Genomic DNA, 17,644 nt, shown 5'->3' with positions numbered 1-17,644 from the left:
CGGCTGTGATCGAGGATGACCTCCTGATAGAGTTCGCGCAGGTCCGACATCAGCCGAAGATCTCCAAGACTCGCTGGATGGCGTCGACCAATCGGTCGATATCATCTCGATCATTGTGCACCGCGAGTGAGGCTCTAGACGTCGCGGCGACCTTGAAATGGTCCATGACGGGCTGAGAACAGTGATGCCCAGCACGAACCGCAACGCCTTCGGAATCGACGATCGTGCCGACGTCATGTGCGTGGATATCGCCTACAAGGAAGGAGAGAACTCCCGCGTGCTGATCAGCCCGTCCGATCAGCCTTATCTCCGGAATTGTCTCGAGCCGTTCAATCCCGTACTGAAGCAGCGCGTTTTCGTGTGCTTCAACCGCGTCGAGACCCAGGTCCGTGAGGTAATCAATGGCTGCTCCCAGCCCGACGGCTCCAGAGATATTGGGCGTGCCTGCCTCAAAACGACTGGGAGAAGCTGCATAACTGGTGCCTTCGAAACTCACCTGCACGATCATGTGGCCACCGCTTTGGTACGGCTCCATTCCGTCGAGCAATTCTCGTCGTCCCCAGAGCACCCCGATACCGGTAGGGCCGTACATCTTGTGTCCCGAGAATGCGTAGAAGTCGCAACCGAGCTTTCGGACGTCCACTGCAAGATGCGGAACTGCCTGGGCGCCATCGATGATGACGGTTGCACCGCGCTCCTTCGCCAGGGCGATGAGTTCAGTGAGCGGATTCACGGTCCCCAGGGAATTCGAAACATGCGTCAGTGTCACGATCTTCGTACGTGAGTTCAGAAGGCGTTCGAATTCCTCGATGATCAGCTGTCCACGATCATCTATCGGTGCCACGATCAGCTTTGCGCCGGTTTGCTCACATACGATCTGCCAGGGGACGATATTGGAGTGATGCTCCATCTCGGTGAGCAGGACTTCATCTCCGGCTGTGAGCATCGGTCTTGCATACGCCTGTGCGACTAGATTCAGGGCTTCGGTGGTTCCTCGTACGAAAACCACTTCGCGCTCAGACTCAGCCCGCAGAAACCGCTGAACCTTGGTGCGGGCCAGTTCGTACGCGTTTGTCGCTTCCTCGGCGAGAGCATGCACACCGCGGTGCACATTGGAATGCGAGTTGCGATAGTAATCACTGATCGCGTCGATCACCTGGTTCGGCTTCTGGCTGGATGCAGCACTGTCCAGGTAGACCAGTGGTTTCCCGTGAACTTCGCGGCCCAGAATAGGGAAATCCCTTCGCACGGCTTCCACGTCGAGCTTTGAGGGAACTCGCAGGTCCTTCGTTCGGCTCATGCGTGCGTCCCCCGGGGCAGCCATTTGAGCACGGAGTACTTCAGGTAGTTGCGCAGTGCTTCGAGTGGAAGCGCATTGATCACGTCACTGGCGAACGCGAAAGTCAGAGCTGACCGAGCATCTTCGAGACTCATGCCGCGTGAGCGCATGTAGAAAAGCTGATCGGGATCGAGTTCTCCGATACTCGCTCCGTGACTGCATTTCACGTCGTCGGCGTAGATCTCGAGTTGGGGCTTGGTGTTGAGGGACGCCGAGTCCGAAAGTAGCAGGGCCCTGTTCGTCTGGGCTGCGTCGGCTTTTTGCGCATCTGGTCGAACGTGAATGCGTCCGTGAAATACACCGCGCCCGCGACCGTCCAGAATGCCTTTGTACAACTCACTACTGGTCGTGTGTGGTGTGGCGTGGTCGATCGTCGTGTGGTGGTCGACGAGCTGTCGATCCCGGGCCATGTACAAGCCATTGAGTTGTGCATGCGCACCTTCGCCTTCGAGCGAAGTGCGAATTTCCAGCCTCGACAGGCCTTCTCCCATCGCTATCGAATGAGAGGCGAATCGGCTACCCGCCTGTTGCTTCGCGAAAAGATTCGCAAGGTGGAAGCTTCCGGTGCGCCGCTCCTGCAATGCAACATGGTCGATGTGCGCGTTCTCTCCCACGAGGAGTTCCGTCAACGGGTTCGTCAATCCGTTGTGCGGTGTCTCCCCGATGAAGTGTTCGACGACCGTGGCGCGTGAGCCACCGCCCGCAACCACGAGAACTCGCGGGTGGATCGCCAGGTGCCGATCGCCGCCGGTCTGCACGAAAACCAGATGGATGGCTTCGCTGACGGACACGTCGTCGGCAATCTCGATCAATACGCCGTCGCGGAAAAGCGCCGTATTCAGTGCGCTCAGCGGCGTGCGTTTCAAGTCGGCCAGAGTTCCCAGCCTGCCCTTGAGTCGTTCCGGTTCTTCGCGAAGTATTTTCGCGAGTGAGGCTACGCGGACCCCGGCGGGTAGATTTCCCAGCCTCGAGAGTTCGGCTTGAAAGACGTCCTGGGCGAATACGACTCGGTGTTCGGGGCCCGCGGCCTTGCGTGTGGACTCCACCCATTCCGATGCCAGAACCGGGGCTTCTTCCGCCGGGTGCAGCTCCAGGTCCGAGAGTTTCGCCAGATCTGTAAACCGCCAATCTTCGCTCTGAGGTGTCGGCAGGCCAGACTCCTCGAATGCACTGCGCGCCTCGGCTCGCAACTGTTCCAGCCAGGCGGGTCCTCGGGAGTTGACCTTCTTGCGCTCCTCAAACAACTGAAGAAGGCTTGCGTATGCCTTGCCCTGCGTCATGAAGCCGTGCCCGCTGCGACTTCCTCTTCGATCCAGCTATAGCCTTTCTTCTCGAGCTCCAGAGCCAGGCTGCGATCGCCGGATTTTACGATGCGGCCGTCCATCAGTACATGTGTGTAATCGGGAACCAGGTGGTCGAGCAGACGCTGGTAGTGGGTGATCACGAGGAATCCGCGATCCGGTGAGCGCAGAGCGTTCACGCCCGTGGATACGATTCGCAGTGCGTCGATATCGAGCCCCGAGTCGGTCTCATCCAGCACCCCGAGTGCGGGCTCGAGCAGCGCCATCTGCAGAACTTCGTTGCGCTTCTTTTCTCCACCCGAGAAACCCTCGTTCACGGAACGGTGCAGGAACGCTTCGTCCATTTCGAGCACTTTCATCTTGCCCTTGACCAGCGTCAGGAAATCCATCGCGTCAAGTTCGGGTTCGCCGCGGTGTTTTCGGATCGCGTTGAGCGTCGCCTTCATGAAGTAGGAATTCGTCACGCCAGGAATCTCTACCGGGTATTGAAAGGCCAGGAATACCCCCTCGCGTGCTCGCTCCTCTGGTTCCAGGTCAAGCAGGCTTTTGCCCTTGAAGAGCACGGAGCCACGGGTGACTTCGTAACCATCTCGGCCCGCCAGCACATTTGCCAGAGTGCTCTTGCCGGAGCCGTTTGGGCCCATGATGGCGTGGATCTTACCCGCCTCGACGTCTAGATCGATCCCTTTGAGAATCGGTTTGTCTTCGACGCTGGCGTGCAAGTCGCGGATTTCGAGCAGTGCCATGTTCTCTGTCTCCTAGCCAACCGCGCCTTCGAGAGTGACTTCGAGCAACTTCGATGCTTCGACTGCGAACTCCATGGGCAGTTCGCGAAACACCTCTTTACAGAATCCGTTGACCAGCATCGAAATCGCACCTTCGGTGTCGATGCCGCGCTGACGACAGTAAAAGAGCTGGTCTTCGCTGATCTTCGATGTCGTTGCTTCGTGTTCTACGGTCGACGATGCGTTGTGTACGTCGATATAGGGAAAGGTGTGGGCTCCACAGCGGCTACCGATCAGAAGCGAGTCGCACTGAGTAAAGTTGCGGGCGTTCTTCGCCTTCTGGTGAACCTTCACCAGGCCTCGGTACGTCTGTTGCCCGCGTCCGGCCGAGATTCCCTTGGAGATGATGGTGCTACTGGTGTTCTTGCCCAGGTGGATCATCTTCGTGCCCGTATCGGCCTGTTGGCAGTTGTTAGTGACGGCCACCGAGTAGAACTCGCCGACACTATTGTCGCCCTGCAGAAGGCAGCTCGGGTATTTCCAGGTGATCGCGGATCCCGTCTCGACCTGGGTCCAGGAGATCTTCGAGTTGCGACCTCTGCACGCTCCCCGCTTGGTCACGAAGTTGTAGATACCGCCTTTGCCGTTCTTGTCGCCGGGGTACCAGTTCTGGACCGTGGAGTATTTGATCTGCGCATCGTCCAGCGCGACGAGTTCTACCACAGCTGCGTGCAATTGATTCTCATCGCGCATCGGGGCGGTACAGCCTTCCAGGTAACTCACGTACGAGCCGCGGTCGGCCACGATCAGAGTTCGCTCGAATTGCCCGGTGTTTGCCTCGTTGATCCGAAAGTACGTCGATAGTTCCATCGGACATCGGACACCCTCGGGGATGTACACGAAAGAACCGTCCGTAAAGACCGCGGAGTTCAGTGTCGCGAAAAAATTGTCTGAATAGGGAACGACCGAGCCAAGGTACTTCCGAATGAGTTCTGGATGTTCCTTGACCGCTTCAGAAAACGGGCAGAACACGATTCCGAGCTCGCCCAGCCGCTTCTTGAAGGTGGTTGCGACCGACACACTGTCGAACACGGCATCGACGGCGACACCTGAGAGCACCTTCTGTTCGTGTAGCGGAATGCCCAGCTTCTCGAAAGTTGCGCGCAGCTCGGGATCGACCTCATCCATGCTTTCGAGCTGCTTCTTCGGTTTGGGTGCGGAGTAGTAGCTGATGGCCTGGTAGTCGATGGGAGGAAAACTGACATTAGCCCAGCGTGCGTCTTCTTCGCGCAGCTGCAGCCAGCGCCGAAAAGCCTTCAATCGCCAATCGAGCAACCACTCGGGTTCCTCCTTCTTGGCCGAAATCTCGCGGATGACGTCTTCGTCGAGGCCCGGTGGGAGTTTTTCCGAATCGATATCCGTAACGAAACCGTGTTCGTACTCGCGATTGGTGAGCGCTTCCAGGTCGCGTGAGCTGCTCATCTGGGATCCTTTTCGTTCCCGCCCGCGGGCTGCGAATCTCCGTCAATCGCCGGGGGTTCGAGCAGCGTCAGCAGCGAGTTCTCGTTGCGCAGCAGATCAGCGAGCGTCACCTGTTCGAGAACCTCACGTACGGCAATCTCTACCTTGTGCCAGAGTCCGCGGATCGAGCAGTCCAGGGAATGGACGCAGTCGCGCAGTTGTCCCGGATGTGTGTCGCAGAAACCATCGGGAAAAAACGAACCGCCGAGAGCCTGGATCACCTGCCAGACGTCGATGGCTTCGGGGGGCCGGGCGAGAAGGTAGCCACCCGCGGCGCCGCGAATGCTGACGACCAGGGAAGCCTGGCGCAGGGCCCTCATCAACTTCGCTCCGTACTCCGGGCTCAGGCCCTCGCACTCGGAGATCGTGTGGATCGAAAGCGGATCACCATCGCCCTGTCGGGCGACCTGGACCAGGCAGCGGAGCCCGTACTCTTCTTGTGCTGAAAGCTGCATCGTCCGAGCAGCGTAATAAACTATACGTACAAGTCAAGATTGTAAGGAAGTCAGCTGGAGCGATCTCGTAAGTATATGAAATAAAAACGAAAATTCGATTCCAAGGAGAGCGGGAAGAAGGTCTCCGAGCGGCCCGGAAAAGCCCGGTAGCCGGGTGATAAGCTGCCTGAAACCAGGGGGGAGAGCCATGGCCAGTACCGAACTGAACAACCTCGTCCAGATGCTTCGGGCGAACAATCCACTGTCGGATGCGTCGGTCGCTGACATGAGGGCCGGGATGGAGGCCATGACCGCGCTCACACCGTTGCCGGAGGGAACGCTGGCCGAAGCCTTTTCCCTCGAGGGAATTCCAGCCGAGTGGGTTGCGGCTCCCGATGTCGATTCGAAGCGCACCGTGCTCTACCTGCACGGAGGTGGCTACGTGATCGGGTCGATCAATACCCACCGCGGTCTGGCGGCGCGCATTTCCGCAGACGCCAATGCCCGCTGTTTGTTGATCGACTATCGCCTGGCTCCAGAGAACCCGTTTCCAGCAGCGGTCGAAGATGGAACGGCCGCTTATCGCTGGCTGCTGGCTCAGGGTTTCGAAGCCGAGAAACTCGCGATTGCCGGAGATTCCGCCGGTGGCGGTCTGACGGTGGCGACCCTGGTCGCGCTGCGCGATGCGGGAGATGCACTTCCCGCAGCGGCCGTATGTTTGTCGCCGTGGGTCGATCTCGAGGGCCTGGGAGAGTCCATGACGACCCGCGCGGACGAAGATCCGATGGTTGCCCGCGACGGGTTGCTCTCGATGGCGGAGATGTATCTAGGCGGAGCCGATGCGCGGACACCACTCGCAGCCCCCTTGTATGCAAACCTCGGCAGTCTTCCGCCGCTTCTGATCCAGGTGGGAACCGCCGAAACTCTGCTCGATGATTCAATTCGCCTGGCCGAGCGGGCGAAGCGGGAAGGCGTCGATGTGACTCTGGACGTGTGGCAGGAGTTGATTCACGTATTCCAGGCATTTGCGCCCGCGCTTCCCGAAGCCAATCAAGCGATCGAACAGATTGGCGAGTTTCTCAACAAGCGCCTCGCCTGATCTTGTTTCAGCGCAGGTTCATCTGGCTGGCGGTCCTGTTGCTCGGTTGTGCGGGAGGAGTGCATCATCCACCCACCCCCGAGCAGAGTGACTCTCCCTGGCATCAGTGGCAAAGTCAGGTTCTGCTCGATCATCCGCTCGTGGGCCGCGTATGGGATCCGCGAAGTGGCAAATTCATTGGATACGACCAGATCGGGTTTCGGGCTCAGGCGAGCGACTACCTGCTAATCGGCGAAAAGCACGACAACGCCGACCACCACCGGATTCAGGCCTGGTTGATCGATCGTGTAAAGGAGGTCGACCGCCGGCCTGCGGTCGTGTTCGAGATGCTCGCACTCGACAAACGCGACGTCGTGTACCAGCACCGCCGCGAACACGAAACGGATGTCGACGCATTTGCAGAAGCGGTGGGGTGGGCTGCGAGCGGCTGGCCGTCCTGGAATCTGTATCGTCCGGTGTTTGCGACGGCCCTCGCGGATCGATTGCCAGTCGAACCTGGAGACCCGCCGCGCGCGACTCTGCGCGAGATGCGTACGAAGGGGCTCGACTTTCTGGACAGACAGGAACTCTTGCGCCTCGGGCTCGATGAAGAACTCGAATCTGCGCCGCGCGAGCTCTTTGCCGCTGCGATCCGGGAGTCGCATTGCGGCATGGCCAAAGAAAGCACCATTGATCGAATGATTGCCATGCAGCGCACTCGCGATGCGTATCTGGCCGATTCGTTGCTCGAGACCGGGACCGATACCGGCGCAGTCTTGATCGCCGGCGCGGGACATGTCTTGCGGGCCGCAGTCCCCGCCTTTCTGCGTCGCCGAGCGCCACAACGTTCCGTGCTCGCCATCGGACTGCTCGAGGTCGATGACGAGCGCTTGACTGCGGGCGAGTATCTCGAGGTCTCCGAGCGTCCCGAATTCGATCTCCTCTGGTTTACGCCACGAACCGACAATGAGGACCCCTGCGAACGCTATCGCGACCAATTGAAGCGTCTCGGCAAGTAGTTGGCCTAACGCGGCTTCCGTGCTCAGTCTCGGTCGGAGAACGTCCGATTGAATTCTTAGCCGCGGGAGCTTTCGAAACAACACCATGGGCTGGCTACAGACAACTTCGCTTCGCAACAAACTGATCTTCATCACAATGGTGACGAGTGCAGTTTCGCTGCTTCTTGCGTCGAGCGTATTCGTCATGCGCGACTTTGCACGACTTCGCGATGAGAAGACTGCGCAGTTGGAAGTTCTTGCGCGGATCGTCGGAAACAACGTGGCTTCCGCTCTGCTCTTTCAGGATCCGGAGTCTGCCTCCGAGACTCTGGAATCCGTCATCGCGGACGACAGCGTCATGTGCGCGCATCTATTCGATGCGGAGGAGCACGCGTTCTCGGAGTTCAGCCGCAGACCATCACTGGCTCACGGGCACCGTTTTGATGTGGTCGGTCGAGAGGGGCACCACTGGACGATGCAGGGGCTCGAGGTGATCGAAGGTATCTACCAGGCCAATGAACGGGTAGGAACCGTCATGCTCTACTCCCGGCTGGACGAGTTCTGGATGAGCCTCGTCATCAACGTGACGATTGTCGGATTGGCGATGCTCGGTTCTCTGCTGGTCGCTCTGGTCTTGTCGAGATCGTTTCAGACGGTCATCTCGGCTCCGATTCTGCGACTGGTCGATATGATGCGAAACGTCTCTGCGGCAAGGGACTATTCGGTCCGGGCAACAACGGAGAACGGAGTTGAACTCAACCGCCTCGTTTCCGGATTCAACGAGATGCTGCACGAAATCGAAGCCCGGGATCATGAACTGAAGAAGCACAGCGAAGGCCTGGAAGAAGAAGTCGAGCAGCGCACCGGCGAACTCACTCGCATCAACCATGACTTGATGTCGGAGATCAGCGAACGGGAAAAGGTCGAAGAAGAACGCCAAGTCCTGACGACTCAGTTGATGGAGGCGGCGCGCGAGGCCGGTCAGGCGGAGGTGGCAACCGGCGTTCTGCACAACGTCGGAAATGTCCTCAACAGTATCAATGTCTCGGCCACGCTGATTCACGAAAAGCTGAACAGTCCCCGCGTGGAGGGCTTGCAGAAAGCGAGTGAATTGCTGCGAGACCGCGAGGGAGATCTCACCGGTTTCCTCGATGAAGATCCGCGCGGCAAGAAGCTGCCGAAATACCTGACTCAACTCGGCGAGCAGCTCGGCATCGAAAGAAAGGAAGCGCTAACGGAACTCTCGGCGATGCTCGAAGGTCTGGAGCACATCAAGACGATCGTGAGCATGCAGCAGAGCCATGCGAAGAGCGTGGGGCTCATCGAAACCATCGCCGTTTCAAAGATCGCAGAGAGCTCCATTGCGATCATTCAGCCCAGCCTGGACCGGCACAGGATGGCGATCTTCCGCGAGTACGAGGAAGTTCGGGAGGTCGAGACCGACAAGCATCAGGCAATCCAGATCCTGGTAAACCTGCTCAGCAACGCGGTGAATGCAACCAAAGGAAACAGACAGGGCAATCGATCCATTACGATCCGGATCCGTCAGAAGGACGACGAGACCGCCAGCTGGCAGGTGATCGACAACGGTGGGGGCCTGGAACCTGACAAACTCACGCGCATCTTCCAGTACGGATACACGACGAGAGTCGAGGGGCACGGTTTCGGCTTGCACAGCGGCGCTCTGGCAGCAAAACAGCTGGGTGGATCGCTGAACGCCGAGAGCGACGGTCCGGGCACGGGAGCGATCTTCACCCTGGAGTTGCCATTTCGCGGCCCAGACCAGGGAAGCTCGCCCGAGTCCGACTAGCCCATTCCGGATTCACCCGGTGTTCAGTCCGCTGTTGGATCGGACTTCGATGCTGGAGCGGATGTCCATCGTTCGATTTCGGCACTGACGGATCCCTGTGTGATCGGCTTTGAAAGATATCCGTCCATCCCGGCATCGAGGCACTTCTGTTTGTCACCGGCCATCGCATTTGCAGTCATGGCGACAATCGGAAGGTGCTCGGGACCGCTCTCTGTTTCGCGGATGCATCGAGTTGCCTCGTAACCGTCCATCTCAGGCATCTGACAGTCCATGAACACCAGGTCGTAGCTATTGGCCTGTGCCATCTCGACAGCTTCGCGTCCGTTGGCCGCGATCTCGATACTACAGCCCGCCTTCTTCAGCAAATGTACCGCAACTTTCTGATTCACGACGCTGTCTTCGACCAATAGGATGCGATGTGTGCCGGGCTTGCGCTTGGAGGGAGTCGAGACCATGCGTCCGCCAGTGGTTTCTGCCACGGTGTGTCGAGTGACAAGGTCGATTTCAATGCCTTGTTGTTTTGCGCCCCAGACAATCTCCAGGACCGGCTCGAGGTGTAGTTGTCCCAACGGTTTCGTCAGATATGCTGCGAAGCCCGCCTCCTTCATGCGTTGAGCATCCCCGGTTCTGCCTGCGGATGCAAAGAGGACGAGCACCAGATCTTCGAAGCTCGCGTTGTTCTTTATGTGCTGCGCGAGCATCTCGCCGTTCATCGCGGGAAGTACGTGATCGATCAAGGCGATCTGGAACGGCATCTCGTTCAATTGAGCCTGCTCGAGCATCTCCAGGGCCCGTTCACCCGAGTTTGCCACCTCTGCTTCAAGTCCCATTGCGCGCAGTTGTTCGCTGATGACCTGTCGGTTGACCTGATACTGGTCGACGATGAGAGCTCGGAGACCTTGAAGCGCGGAAGAGGGCAGTGTCCCTCGCTTTGAATCCGAGAGACGAAGTGTGAGCTCGATCCAAAAACACGAACCCTGGCCGCTCGTGCTCTCCACGTGCACCGACCCGCCCATCAGTCCGATGAGCCTGCTCACAATCGCCAGGCCCAATCCAGTTCCACCGTAGCGGCGTGTCGTCGATGCCTCGGCCTGTGTGAACTCCTCGAAGATCCGCCCCAAGTTCTCTTCGCCGATTCCTATCCCTGTATCCTCGATCTTCAGCCTGAAGGTGACGTGATCGCTTTCCTGGGAAATGGGAGATACATCGATCAGGACGTGACCGGAGTGTGTGAACTTGATCGCGTTGCTGACCAGATTCGTAACGATCTGTCGAATCCGTGCAGGATCACCGATCAGGTCGCGGGGCATGTCCGGGGCGTAGCGCACGATCAGTTCTATGCCGTTCTCGACCGCCTTTGGGCACATCAGATCCGCAACCTCTTCGACGGAAGCGCGCAGGTCGAAGGGGATCGGCTCAAATCGGAGCTTGCCTGCCTCGATCTTGGAGAAGTCGAGGATGTCGTTGATCAGAGTGAGGAGCGAGTCGGCCGAATGAGTCAGCGTCTCGACGTAGTCGCACTGGGAGCGGGTCAGTGTCGTATCGCGAAGCAACGAAACCATGCCCAATACACCATTCATTGGTGTACGAATCTCATGGCTCATATTCGCAAGGAACTCGCTCTTCGCTCGGTTGGCGTTTTCCGCCTCTGATCTTGCCTCTTCCAGTTCCCGGTTTGCCTCGATCAGATCATCCCGGGTGCGTTCGATCTCGCGCGTCCGGATCTGGACTTTTGATTCGAGTTCCGCGGTGTTGAGGTTGGCCTGGCGTGCGAGTTTCCACTTTTCAGCCAGAGTGGATGCGAGTTGCAATACCTCGACGTTGTCGAACGGCTTCTTCAGGATCAGGACTTTGTCGGTTCCGCCCAGCACTTCGCGCATCTCGGACCACTCGTAGTCGGAGTACGCAGTGCAGATGACGATCAGGATCTCCGGATCAATTTCCCAGAGGGCGCTGATCGTCTGCAGACCGTCGAGCCCAGGGGGCATGCGCATGTCTACGAACGCGAGTGCGTAGGGATTGGCGTTGAGCAACGACTGACTGACCATCTCGATGGCCTGCTGGCCCTGGTAGGCGGAGTCGAGTTCAAAACTCCGCATGTGGAAGCTGGGCTTGCTCGGCTCTCCGAAGAGTTCCGCTTCCATCTCTTCGATCTCGTGACTCGAGTCGTCTGTTTCCAGGACCCGACGATAGTCACGATGGATCGACTCGTTGTCGTCGACGATCAGGATCCGTCGATTCAGTTCGGTGTCGGGTTCGCTCAACTAGTGCTTCCGGGCCGCTGCGGCGTCAGTTCCACCGCTCTCCGCTAGTTGAGTATTCAGGCTCACGACCTCTCGATTGATCCCGTGAAGGTCGTACGAAAAGGTGATCCGCGGCAGGCTATTGGCCATCTCCTGAGTGCTTACGAGTGAACCGGCCGAGACGTAGCGGCCGGGCGGAATTTCGACACCGATGACTCTCGCAGCAGGTTCGATGACACTACCCACTCCGATTCGCGAGTGAGAGACGAGTGACTGCATGCCGATGAATACGTCGTCTTCGATCCAGGCTGGCCCGTGAATCATTGCCTGAGCAGATACCGAGACTCGGTTGCCCAGGTACACTGCGAAGGTTCGTCCGTCGATCTCGTAGCCTTTTTCTGCGGATGCACCCAGTGCATGGACGACGGCTCCATCCTGCACGTTTGAACGGTCGCCGATGCGCACCGGAAACTCATGGCCCGCGCGAATCGACGCAAACGGAGCCACGAAGACTCGCTCGCCGATCTCCACGCTGCCGATCAGGCTGGAATGGGAATCCAGAAATGAGTTACCGGGCAGGGAGCGTCGTAGTGTCGTTTCGGCGGGATAGGCCTCGCTGACGCGCCTGGGCGTGTGTTGCCCCCACTGGTTTGAAGCGCCGACGGGTGGTGTTTCGCTCATGTCATCGAGGTCGAGCTTGCAACTTCCTTCGACCCATGTTTCCTCTGGGACCCGGTTCACGCTGAAGTGAATCCAGAGCCCCGCGATGGCGGGAAAGACGATCAGGATTAGGACACGGGTCGGAGACATAGCGGTACCCTTCTCTTGGCGCTTCGACTCCGCGCTTCCCTCCCTTTAGCAGTGCGACGGTCATAGAGTTCCAAATCCAAGATCGAGGACTCCCGGCCCGCTTCGACCAAGCATGGGCTACCATGGCCGTATAGTGATTTCCCTTCCACCCCAATCGGACGGCGTTCCGTGGCCCACGAAGCAGTGGATTCGAGAGGCTCCGGGGCCAGACGTCGACGTCGAGCGACTCGAGCGAACGATGGCGCGCGTGTTCGCCACGCCACACGTCCAGGCGACAGGCGAGACACACGCGACAGTGGTCATCCACCGCGGCCGACTCGTTGCCGAACGCTACGCAGTGGGGAAGAACGCCGACGAGACGTTCTACTCCTGGAGCATGGCCAAGAGCATGCTCCACGCCTGCCTCGGCATGATGGTTCGGGACGGCAAGCTCGATGTTCAGGCACCTGCCGCGGTGCCAGGCTGGCAGGATGAGAGTGATCCACGTAGGCAAATCACAGTGGATCAGCTGCTTCGCATGAGCAGTGGGCTGGGTTTCAATGAAGACTACGTCGACGCCGAGACTTCGGACGCAATCGAGATGCTATTCGGAAGCGGAAAGCCAGATGCAGCCGCCTACGCTGAGAGCAAGAGCCTCGAGCATTCACCCGGCAGTTTCTGGCCGTACTCGAGTGGAACGACGAATATTCTGGCGGCATTGCTCGGTCGACTGATCGGTGGAGACCCGAGTGCGTATCGCGGGTTTCTGCACTCCCGGCTTTTCGACCGGATTGGCATGAGCAGTGCGGATCCTCGCTTTGACGACGCCGGAAACTGGGTCGCGTCCTCTTTCGTTTTCGCGCGTGCAGAGGACTTTGCGCGGTTCGGACTCCTCTACCTGCGCAATGGGATATGGGAAGGTGAGCGACTTCTTCCTGAAGGATGGGTCGACTATGCTCGCACACCGACTCCGACCAACGAACTGGGCGAGTACGGCGCGCATTGGTGGCTTGCGACCGACGGTACCGGCACTTTCAGCGCTAACGGATACCGCGGCCAGTACATCGTGCTTTCACCGGAGCGAGATGTGATCGTTGTGCGCCACGGTGCAACCGAGCCCGACCAGGCCGGTGGAAACTACTTGTATATGCGCGAAATCCTGGACTGCTTCCCAGTCGGTGAACCGACGGACTAGAACGTCTCTTTGAACGGACGCAGGTCGAGTTCGAGGGTCCACGCGCTGCGATGTTGCTTGTGCAGCATCCAGAATGTGTCGGAGACGGCTTCGATATTGAGCATGCCGTCCTCGCCCTTGGATTTCGCGTAGTCCGGAAGGTTCCGGTTGATCTTGTCACCGTCGACGGCGCCGTCGATCACGACGTGCGCAACATGGATTCCCTGGGGGCCGAATTCGCGCGCCATGGCCTGGGTAATCGCCCGCAGGCCTGCCTTTGCCGAGGCAAAGGCTGTAAATGGGGGCCTGCCGCGCAGCGATGCGGTCGCGCCCATGAAAAGCACGGATCCCTTCTTCAGTGGAGCCAGGCGTCTCGCGGCCTCGCGACCCACCAGGAATCCACCGAAGCATCCGACCCGCCACATGTTCTCGAAGAACTCCGCTTCCATCTCGACAAAGCTACCCCAGGCGTTGTTGCCCGCGTTGTAGATCACGAGTTCGAGAACTGGACCCTGAGCCTGTGCCACGTCGAAGAGCCGAATCACGTCCTCTTCCACGGTAGCATCGGTCACCACGGGAGTTGCCGAGCCTCCGTCTTTGCGGATCGAATCCGCCACGCGTTCAATGTTCTCGGGCGTTCGACCGGCTACGAATACGTGTAGACCTTCGCGCCCCAGGCGGCGGCAGAGTGCACCGCCGAGGCCGGACTCTGGTCCCACGCCTACCACGATGGCCGAACTTGTCGGATCCGAAATTGCCATGATCAGATTTCTCCATTTGAAACAGGGCCGCGAACGGGTCGTAGGTAGATCGGCGATGACCATGCGCGTTCTTCATTGGGGGCCAGGCAGTCATCGTCGAAATCCGTCCGGTAGTCACCGTAACACGGACTTACCTGCAAGCAGCGGCCGTCTTCGTCGTACTCGCAGCGCTCTCCGGCAGCGTTGACCGCAGCGCTGGGTTCCTGGATCGCACGTGCGTAGTAGATGAACTCGCGCTTCCCACTTATGTACTCGGGATCGCGAAAGTCGACCACGCAGCCTTCACTGTCGCCGTCGCACGCGAGCTTCAACCAGGGGTCTTCGATCAGTGGTGGGATCGCTTCGCTCGCTTCGAGTTGCGGACGTATGCGTACGATCTCGATCCGTGTGATTACGTATCGATCATCTCCGGGGTTGTCGCACTCGCCTCGGCAGATCTGTTCGAGTCGAGCGCTCGTAAGAGCGCGCTCTGCGTGTTCCGGGCAGCCGGGTTTCTGTTTCTGGGCACCCGCCGCGCGCACGCGAAACCACGGTTCGTCGAGCATTGCAACGTCTGACCCCATCGGTTTCCGACCGTCGGGGCCGTTGAGCAGATCGAACCAGAGCAGAATCTTCGGTCCCGAGGTTCCGTACACCTCGCGTGTCTGAAGGGCCTGCCAGATCGAGTTCCGGTCACGACCTTTCGAGTGTACGGCTGCGAGCCCACCGGTCAAAAAGTACGAACTCTGGCGCTCGAACTCGGGTCGCGCGAAAAGCGGAACATCGGCTAGTTGTTCGGCTGGTATGGATTTGGCAGATCGCTCGCCACGGGTGCCGGGAATCAGGCCACTGAAGCGCTCATCAGGTGCACCTGCGATATCGGCGTATCTACGCCGCATCCGATCTTTGTATCCATTGCCCGGACGCGCGCGATGGGTGTCGCTCGAAGCGATGAAACCCCAGCGATAGCGCAGTGGGTCGGCATTTTGTTTCTGGCCGGAGATCGCCAGGGAGTACTGTACCGATCCCCCGGGTCTGTACTGTCCGGCGGGGTTGAACAGGGTTCGATCCGACCCACAGCCGAGCCACTCTTCGGCCGTCGCACCGGAAACCGTCCTCATGCCCTCGATCCCGGCGTTCAGGAAATTGCGGCGTGCGGCGTGAACCCGTGCACCGCAGGCTTCGGGAGAAATCTCTCCGCAGCGCTCCGCGATCAACTCTCCCGCGCGCCAGCAACAGGGCAGGAAATTATCGGTAGGTTCGGGACAGCTGGCGCGTCCCTCATCGTCCAGGTCGGTGTGGCGCCAGGAGCGATACTCTTCAGCGTTTCCGTGACCGGAGTACACCTCGATCAGCTTCTCGCGAGCCGAATTGTGTTGTGCAGGAGTGAGTTTGTCCGCGAAGTCCAGCCCCAGAGGTGTGTACTCGCCCCAGGTCGTGCCGTGGGGAATGACCAGTGCGTCAACTCCCCACTGTTCGAGTTTTTCGAACAACTCCTCTGGAGTGGCTGCGACCTCCATGCAGTCCGACGGTAGTTCGTGTACGTCGACGCCTCTGGCACAGTCGCCGATTGCGAGCAGATCCTCTTGATAGCGGGCCAGATCCAGGTAGGTGCGCCGGTGCGGCCAGTCTAAAAGCAACGGTAGGACGCGGCTGGCCAGCGGACTGCGATTGCGACTGAACGAGGCTGCAAGTCCGCTCGCACCGATCGGGCGAGTGGGAATGTCCCGGGCTTCCAGTCCTCGCAGGATGATGTTCTTGTGACCGTAGTGAGTCTCGGGAGTTTCTCCGATCTGGGTCCACTCCCAGCCCAGGAACGAGACCAGGTCCGGATTGTTGGGATCGCTTGCGATTGCATCGCACTGTCGCACGGCATCAATCGTCTCAGACCAGTGTCGTGGCGTGAGCTGTTCGGCGTGATCGGAGATCGCCCAGAAATCCAGACCCGAGCAAAAGCGCGCAAAGTCGCAAGCATCGGCAGCGGGTTTGGCTCCTTCTCCGCCTGCAATCGGCATGGCAAGCTGGAAGGCATCAGCTGAGAACGTCGTGTGTACGTGCAGGTCTCCAAACAGGATTTGTGTGCCTCCGTTGGCTTCGGCACCGCGCATCGAGTTCGAAACTGCCGCACGAAACTCTGTTCGTTCTGTGACCCGTTCTTCGGGTACTGGCATCTGTGTCGCTCGTCGTGCGTTCGAATGAACGCCAAAGGCGCCGTCGCGGATTCCGACCAGCAATCCCACACTGATCAGGACCAACCCCAGTACAACGAGAACTAGCGATCGGATCATCAAGAGTCCTCTTGGGAGTTGAGGTGCGGATACCGGAGTTCGGAGCTGATCAAGCCGAACAGATACTCGGCAGAACTTCGCCGATCGAACCCCGGATCAGCGCATCGGCCAGTTCATCCATCTCTGTGGCTTCTCCGTTCACGATCACCACACGAGCACCCGAGTTCTTTGCAATCGGCACGACGGCTGCGATCGGGTAGACGCCAAGTGTCGTGCCTATTGCCAGGATCAGATCACATGACTTCGCGGCTTCTTCGGAGCGCAGCAGATCCTCTTGCACCAATCCCTGTCCGAACGAGATCGTGGCGGATTTCAGAATGCCTCCGCAGTTGCTGCAAGGCGGGTCCTTCTCGCCCTCGCGCACCCGGTCGAGCGCATATTGCATGGGTCTGCGTTCGCCGCAACTCATGCACGTGACCTCGCGAACCGTTCCGTGAATCTCCACCAAGATCGACGGGGAGCTTCCAGCCGCCCGATGCAGTCCGTCGACATTCTGCGTGATGAGTGTCTTCAGCTTTCCGCGACGCTCGAGTTCGACCAGGGCGTAATGCCCGGAATTGGGCTGGCGTTCGGTTCCGACCATCTGGATCCGGCTCTGCCAGGCGCGTTCGCGCACTTCGGGATCCGACATATAGTGCGAAAGCGTGGCCATTTTTTCGGCTTGCGGATTCTTGGTCCAAAGACCTTGCGGGCCGCGGAAATCGGGAATGCCCGAATCGGTCGAGATGCCCGCGCCGGTCAACACCGTGACGGACTGCGCTTCGTCGATCCAAGCGCGTAAGACTTGCACGGCCTGTGTCTGCTCGGGGTTCATCGCCTCTGCTCAGGTTCGGTGCGCGACAGTACGTCGTCTTCCGGGGGCGACGCCAAATTCGCGCGAATTCCGTCTCGTGAGGTAGCAACGCCACCCGCTGATCCGCGGATGGCGTTGCTACCTCACGAGAATATCACGGCGCTGGCAGTCCTCGACAGGAGGGAATCAGGGACGACTTAGGGAGTCGCGGATGCCAGCGCCGTATCGACGGACTCGTATCTGAAGGGAAGACGGATACGAGACAGCCGCTGGATTTCGTCGTGCACGGTCAGGGGGGGGGCCGAGTGGACGCGTTCCTCGGCGAACATGCACTGGAAGACGGACTCGACTCGATTCTCTTGTGCCATCGTGTCTTCCCGGCCCGCCTCACCCCGAACCAGCTCACCCGGA

The 17,644-nt window shown here is 59.2% G+C and carries 15 protein-coding genes; 4 read left to right on the top strand and 11 right to left on the bottom strand.

Annotation, left to right across the window (positions count from 1 at the left end; genetic code table 11):
* Nucleotides 1-49: 49 nt before the first annotated feature.
* The 5 genes from GY725_22820 to GY725_22800 are packed head-to-tail and all read right to left on the bottom strand — an operon-like array spanning nt 50 to nt 5,341.
* The gene (locus GY725_22820; GenBank protein ID MCP4007023.1) at nt 50-1,300 is read right to left on the bottom strand and encodes a cysteine desulfurase; all 1,251 of its coding nucleotides are present in this window, start codon (nt 1,298-1,300) and stop codon (nt 50-52) included.
* Nucleotides 1,297-2,619, bottom strand: a complete 1,323-nt coding sequence (gene sufD / locus GY725_22815) for a Fe-S cluster assembly protein SufD (protein ID MCP4007022.1) — start codon at nt 2,617-2,619, stop codon at nt 1,297-1,299. The genes GY725_22820 and sufD overlap by 4 nt, the downstream gene beginning before the upstream one ends.
* Nucleotides 2,616-3,380, bottom strand: coding sequence for a Fe-S cluster assembly ATPase SufC (sufC, locus tag GY725_22810; protein MCP4007021.1), 765 nt, complete (start codon nt 3,378-3,380; stop codon nt 2,616-2,618). The genes sufD and sufC overlap by 4 nt, the downstream gene beginning before the upstream one ends.
* A gap of 18 nt (nt 3,381-3,398) precedes the next feature.
* Entirely contained in the window at nt 3,399-4,847 is a 1,449-nt protein-coding gene (gene sufB, locus GY725_22805) for a Fe-S cluster assembly protein SufB (protein MCP4007020.1), read from the bottom strand.
* On the bottom strand, nt 4,844-5,341 hold the full coding sequence (locus GY725_22800; protein MCP4007019.1) for an Rrf2 family transcriptional regulator: 498 nt from the start codon (nt 5,339-5,341) through the stop codon (nt 4,844-4,846). Before GY725_22800 ends, sufB begins: the two co-directional genes overlap by 4 nt.
* A 187-nt stretch (nt 5,342-5,528) precedes the next feature.
* On the opposite strand from GY725_22800, the gene GY725_22795 reads away from it, so the two are divergent.
* From GY725_22795 to GY725_22785, 3 genes are all read left to right on the top strand, one after another.
* On the top strand, nt 5,529-6,419 hold the full coding sequence (locus GY725_22795) for an alpha/beta hydrolase (GenBank protein ID MCP4007018.1): 891 nt from the start codon (nt 5,529-5,531) through the stop codon (nt 6,417-6,419).
* 2 nt (nt 6,420-6,421) lie between these two features.
* The gene (locus tag GY725_22790) at nt 6,422-7,417 is read left to right on the top strand and encodes a ChaN family lipoprotein (protein MCP4007017.1); all 996 of its coding nucleotides are present in this window, start codon (nt 6,422-6,424) and stop codon (nt 7,415-7,417) included.
* Between the two features lie 85 nt (nt 7,418-7,502).
* Nucleotides 7,503-9,206: a GHKL domain-containing protein gene (locus GY725_22785; protein ID MCP4007016.1), complete on the top strand. Its 1,704-nt coding sequence runs from the start codon at nt 7,503-7,505 to the stop codon at nt 9,204-9,206.
* A gap of 23 nt (nt 9,207-9,229) precedes the next feature.
* On the opposite strand, the gene GY725_22780 is transcribed toward GY725_22785, so the two are convergent.
* Nucleotides 9,230-11,470: a response regulator gene (locus GY725_22780; GenBank protein MCP4007015.1), complete on the bottom strand. Its 2,241-nt coding sequence runs from the start codon at nt 11,468-11,470 to the stop codon at nt 9,230-9,232.
* Complete coding sequence (locus GY725_22775) at nt 11,471-12,259, bottom strand: hypothetical protein (GenBank protein ID MCP4007014.1); 789 nt, start codon at nt 12,257-12,259, stop codon at nt 11,471-11,473.
* 238 nt (nt 12,260-12,497) lie between these two features.
* Here GY725_22775 and GY725_22770 point away from each other — a divergent pair, with 238 nt between their 5' ends.
* Nucleotides 12,498-13,433 (top strand): serine hydrolase, encoded by a 936-nt coding sequence (locus tag GY725_22770; protein ID MCP4007013.1) that lies wholly within the window; start codon nt 12,498-12,500, stop codon nt 13,431-13,433.
* Here GY725_22770 and GY725_22765 read toward each other — a convergent pair.
* The 4 genes from GY725_22765 to GY725_22750 all read right to left on the bottom strand — a co-directional run bounded on the left by GY725_22765 (nt 13,430) and on the right by GY725_22750 (nt 17,601).
* Nucleotides 13,430-14,173 carry an SDR family NAD(P)-dependent oxidoreductase gene (locus tag GY725_22765; protein MCP4007012.1) on the bottom strand — a complete coding sequence of 248 codons (744 nt, stop codon included), beginning with the start codon at nt 14,171-14,173 and terminating at the stop codon, nt 13,430-13,432. The two genes, GY725_22770 and GY725_22765, sit on opposite strands and share 4 nt — an antisense overlap.
* A gap of 2 nt (nt 14,174-14,175) precedes the next feature.
* Nucleotides 14,176-16,440, bottom strand: a complete 2,265-nt coding sequence (locus tag GY725_22760) for a DUF3604 domain-containing protein (GenBank protein ID MCP4007011.1) — start codon at nt 16,438-16,440, stop codon at nt 14,176-14,178.
* Between the two features lie 49 nt (nt 16,441-16,489).
* Nucleotides 16,490-17,254, bottom strand: a complete 765-nt coding sequence (locus GY725_22755) for an NAD-dependent deacylase (protein ID MCP4007010.1) — start codon at nt 17,252-17,254, stop codon at nt 16,490-16,492.
* A 176-nt stretch (nt 17,255-17,430) separates the two neighbouring features.
* Nucleotides 17,431-17,601: a hypothetical protein gene (locus GY725_22750; protein MCP4007009.1), complete on the bottom strand. Its 171-nt coding sequence runs from the start codon at nt 17,599-17,601 to the stop codon at nt 17,431-17,433.
* Nucleotides 17,602-17,644 lie beyond the last annotated feature (43 nt).

Source organism: bacterium (genome assembly GCA_024226335.1).
Lineage (GTDB): Bacteria > Myxococcota_A > UBA9160 > SZUA-336 > SZUA-336 > JAAELY01.
This window is presented reverse-complemented; position numbering and strand designations above follow the sequence as displayed.

What these genes read in the sequence shown, in the direction of transcription:
- GY725_22820 (MCP4007023.1), bottom strand. Translation starts at nt 1,300, where the DNA reads ATGAGCCGAACGAAGGACCTGCGAGTTCCCTCAAAGCTCGACGTGGAA.
- sufD (MCP4007022.1), bottom strand. Translation starts at nt 2,619, where the DNA reads ATGACGCAGGGCAAGGCATACGCAAGCCTTCTTCAGTTGTTTGAGGAG.
- sufB (MCP4007020.1), bottom strand. Translation starts at nt 4,847, where the DNA reads ATGAGCAGCTCACGCGACCTGGAAGCGCTCACCAATCGCGAGTACGAA.
- GY725_22800 (MCP4007019.1), bottom strand. Translation starts at nt 5,341, where the DNA reads ATGCAGCTTTCAGCACAAGAAGAGTACGGGCTCCGCTGCCTGGTCCAG.
- GY725_22795 (MCP4007018.1), top strand. Translation starts at nt 5,529, where the DNA reads ATGGCCAGTACCGAACTGAACAACCTCGTCCAGATGCTTCGGGCGAAC.
- GY725_22785 (MCP4007016.1), top strand. Translation starts at nt 7,503, where the DNA reads ATGGGCTGGCTACAGACAACTTCGCTTCGCAACAAACTGATCTTCATC.
- GY725_22775 (MCP4007014.1), bottom strand. Translation starts at nt 12,259, where the DNA reads ATGTCTCCGACCCGTGTCCTAATCCTGATCGTCTTTCCCGCCATCGCG.
- GY725_22770 (MCP4007013.1), top strand. Translation starts at nt 12,498, where the DNA reads ATGGCGCGCGTGTTCGCCACGCCACACGTCCAGGCGACAGGCGAGACA.
- GY725_22765 (MCP4007012.1), bottom strand. Translation starts at nt 14,173, where the DNA reads ATGGCAATTTCGGATCCGACAAGTTCGGCCATCGTGGTAGGCGTGGGA.
- GY725_22760 (MCP4007011.1), bottom strand. Translation starts at nt 16,440, where the DNA reads ATGATCCGATCGCTAGTTCTCGTTGTACTGGGGTTGGTCCTGATCAGT.
- GY725_22755 (MCP4007010.1), bottom strand. Translation starts at nt 17,254, where the DNA reads ATGAACCCCGAGCAGACACAGGCCGTGCAAGTCTTACGCGCTTGGATC.
- GY725_22750 (MCP4007009.1), bottom strand. Translation starts at nt 17,601, where the DNA reads ATGGCACAAGAGAATCGAGTCGAGTCCGTCTTCCAGTGCATGTTCGCC.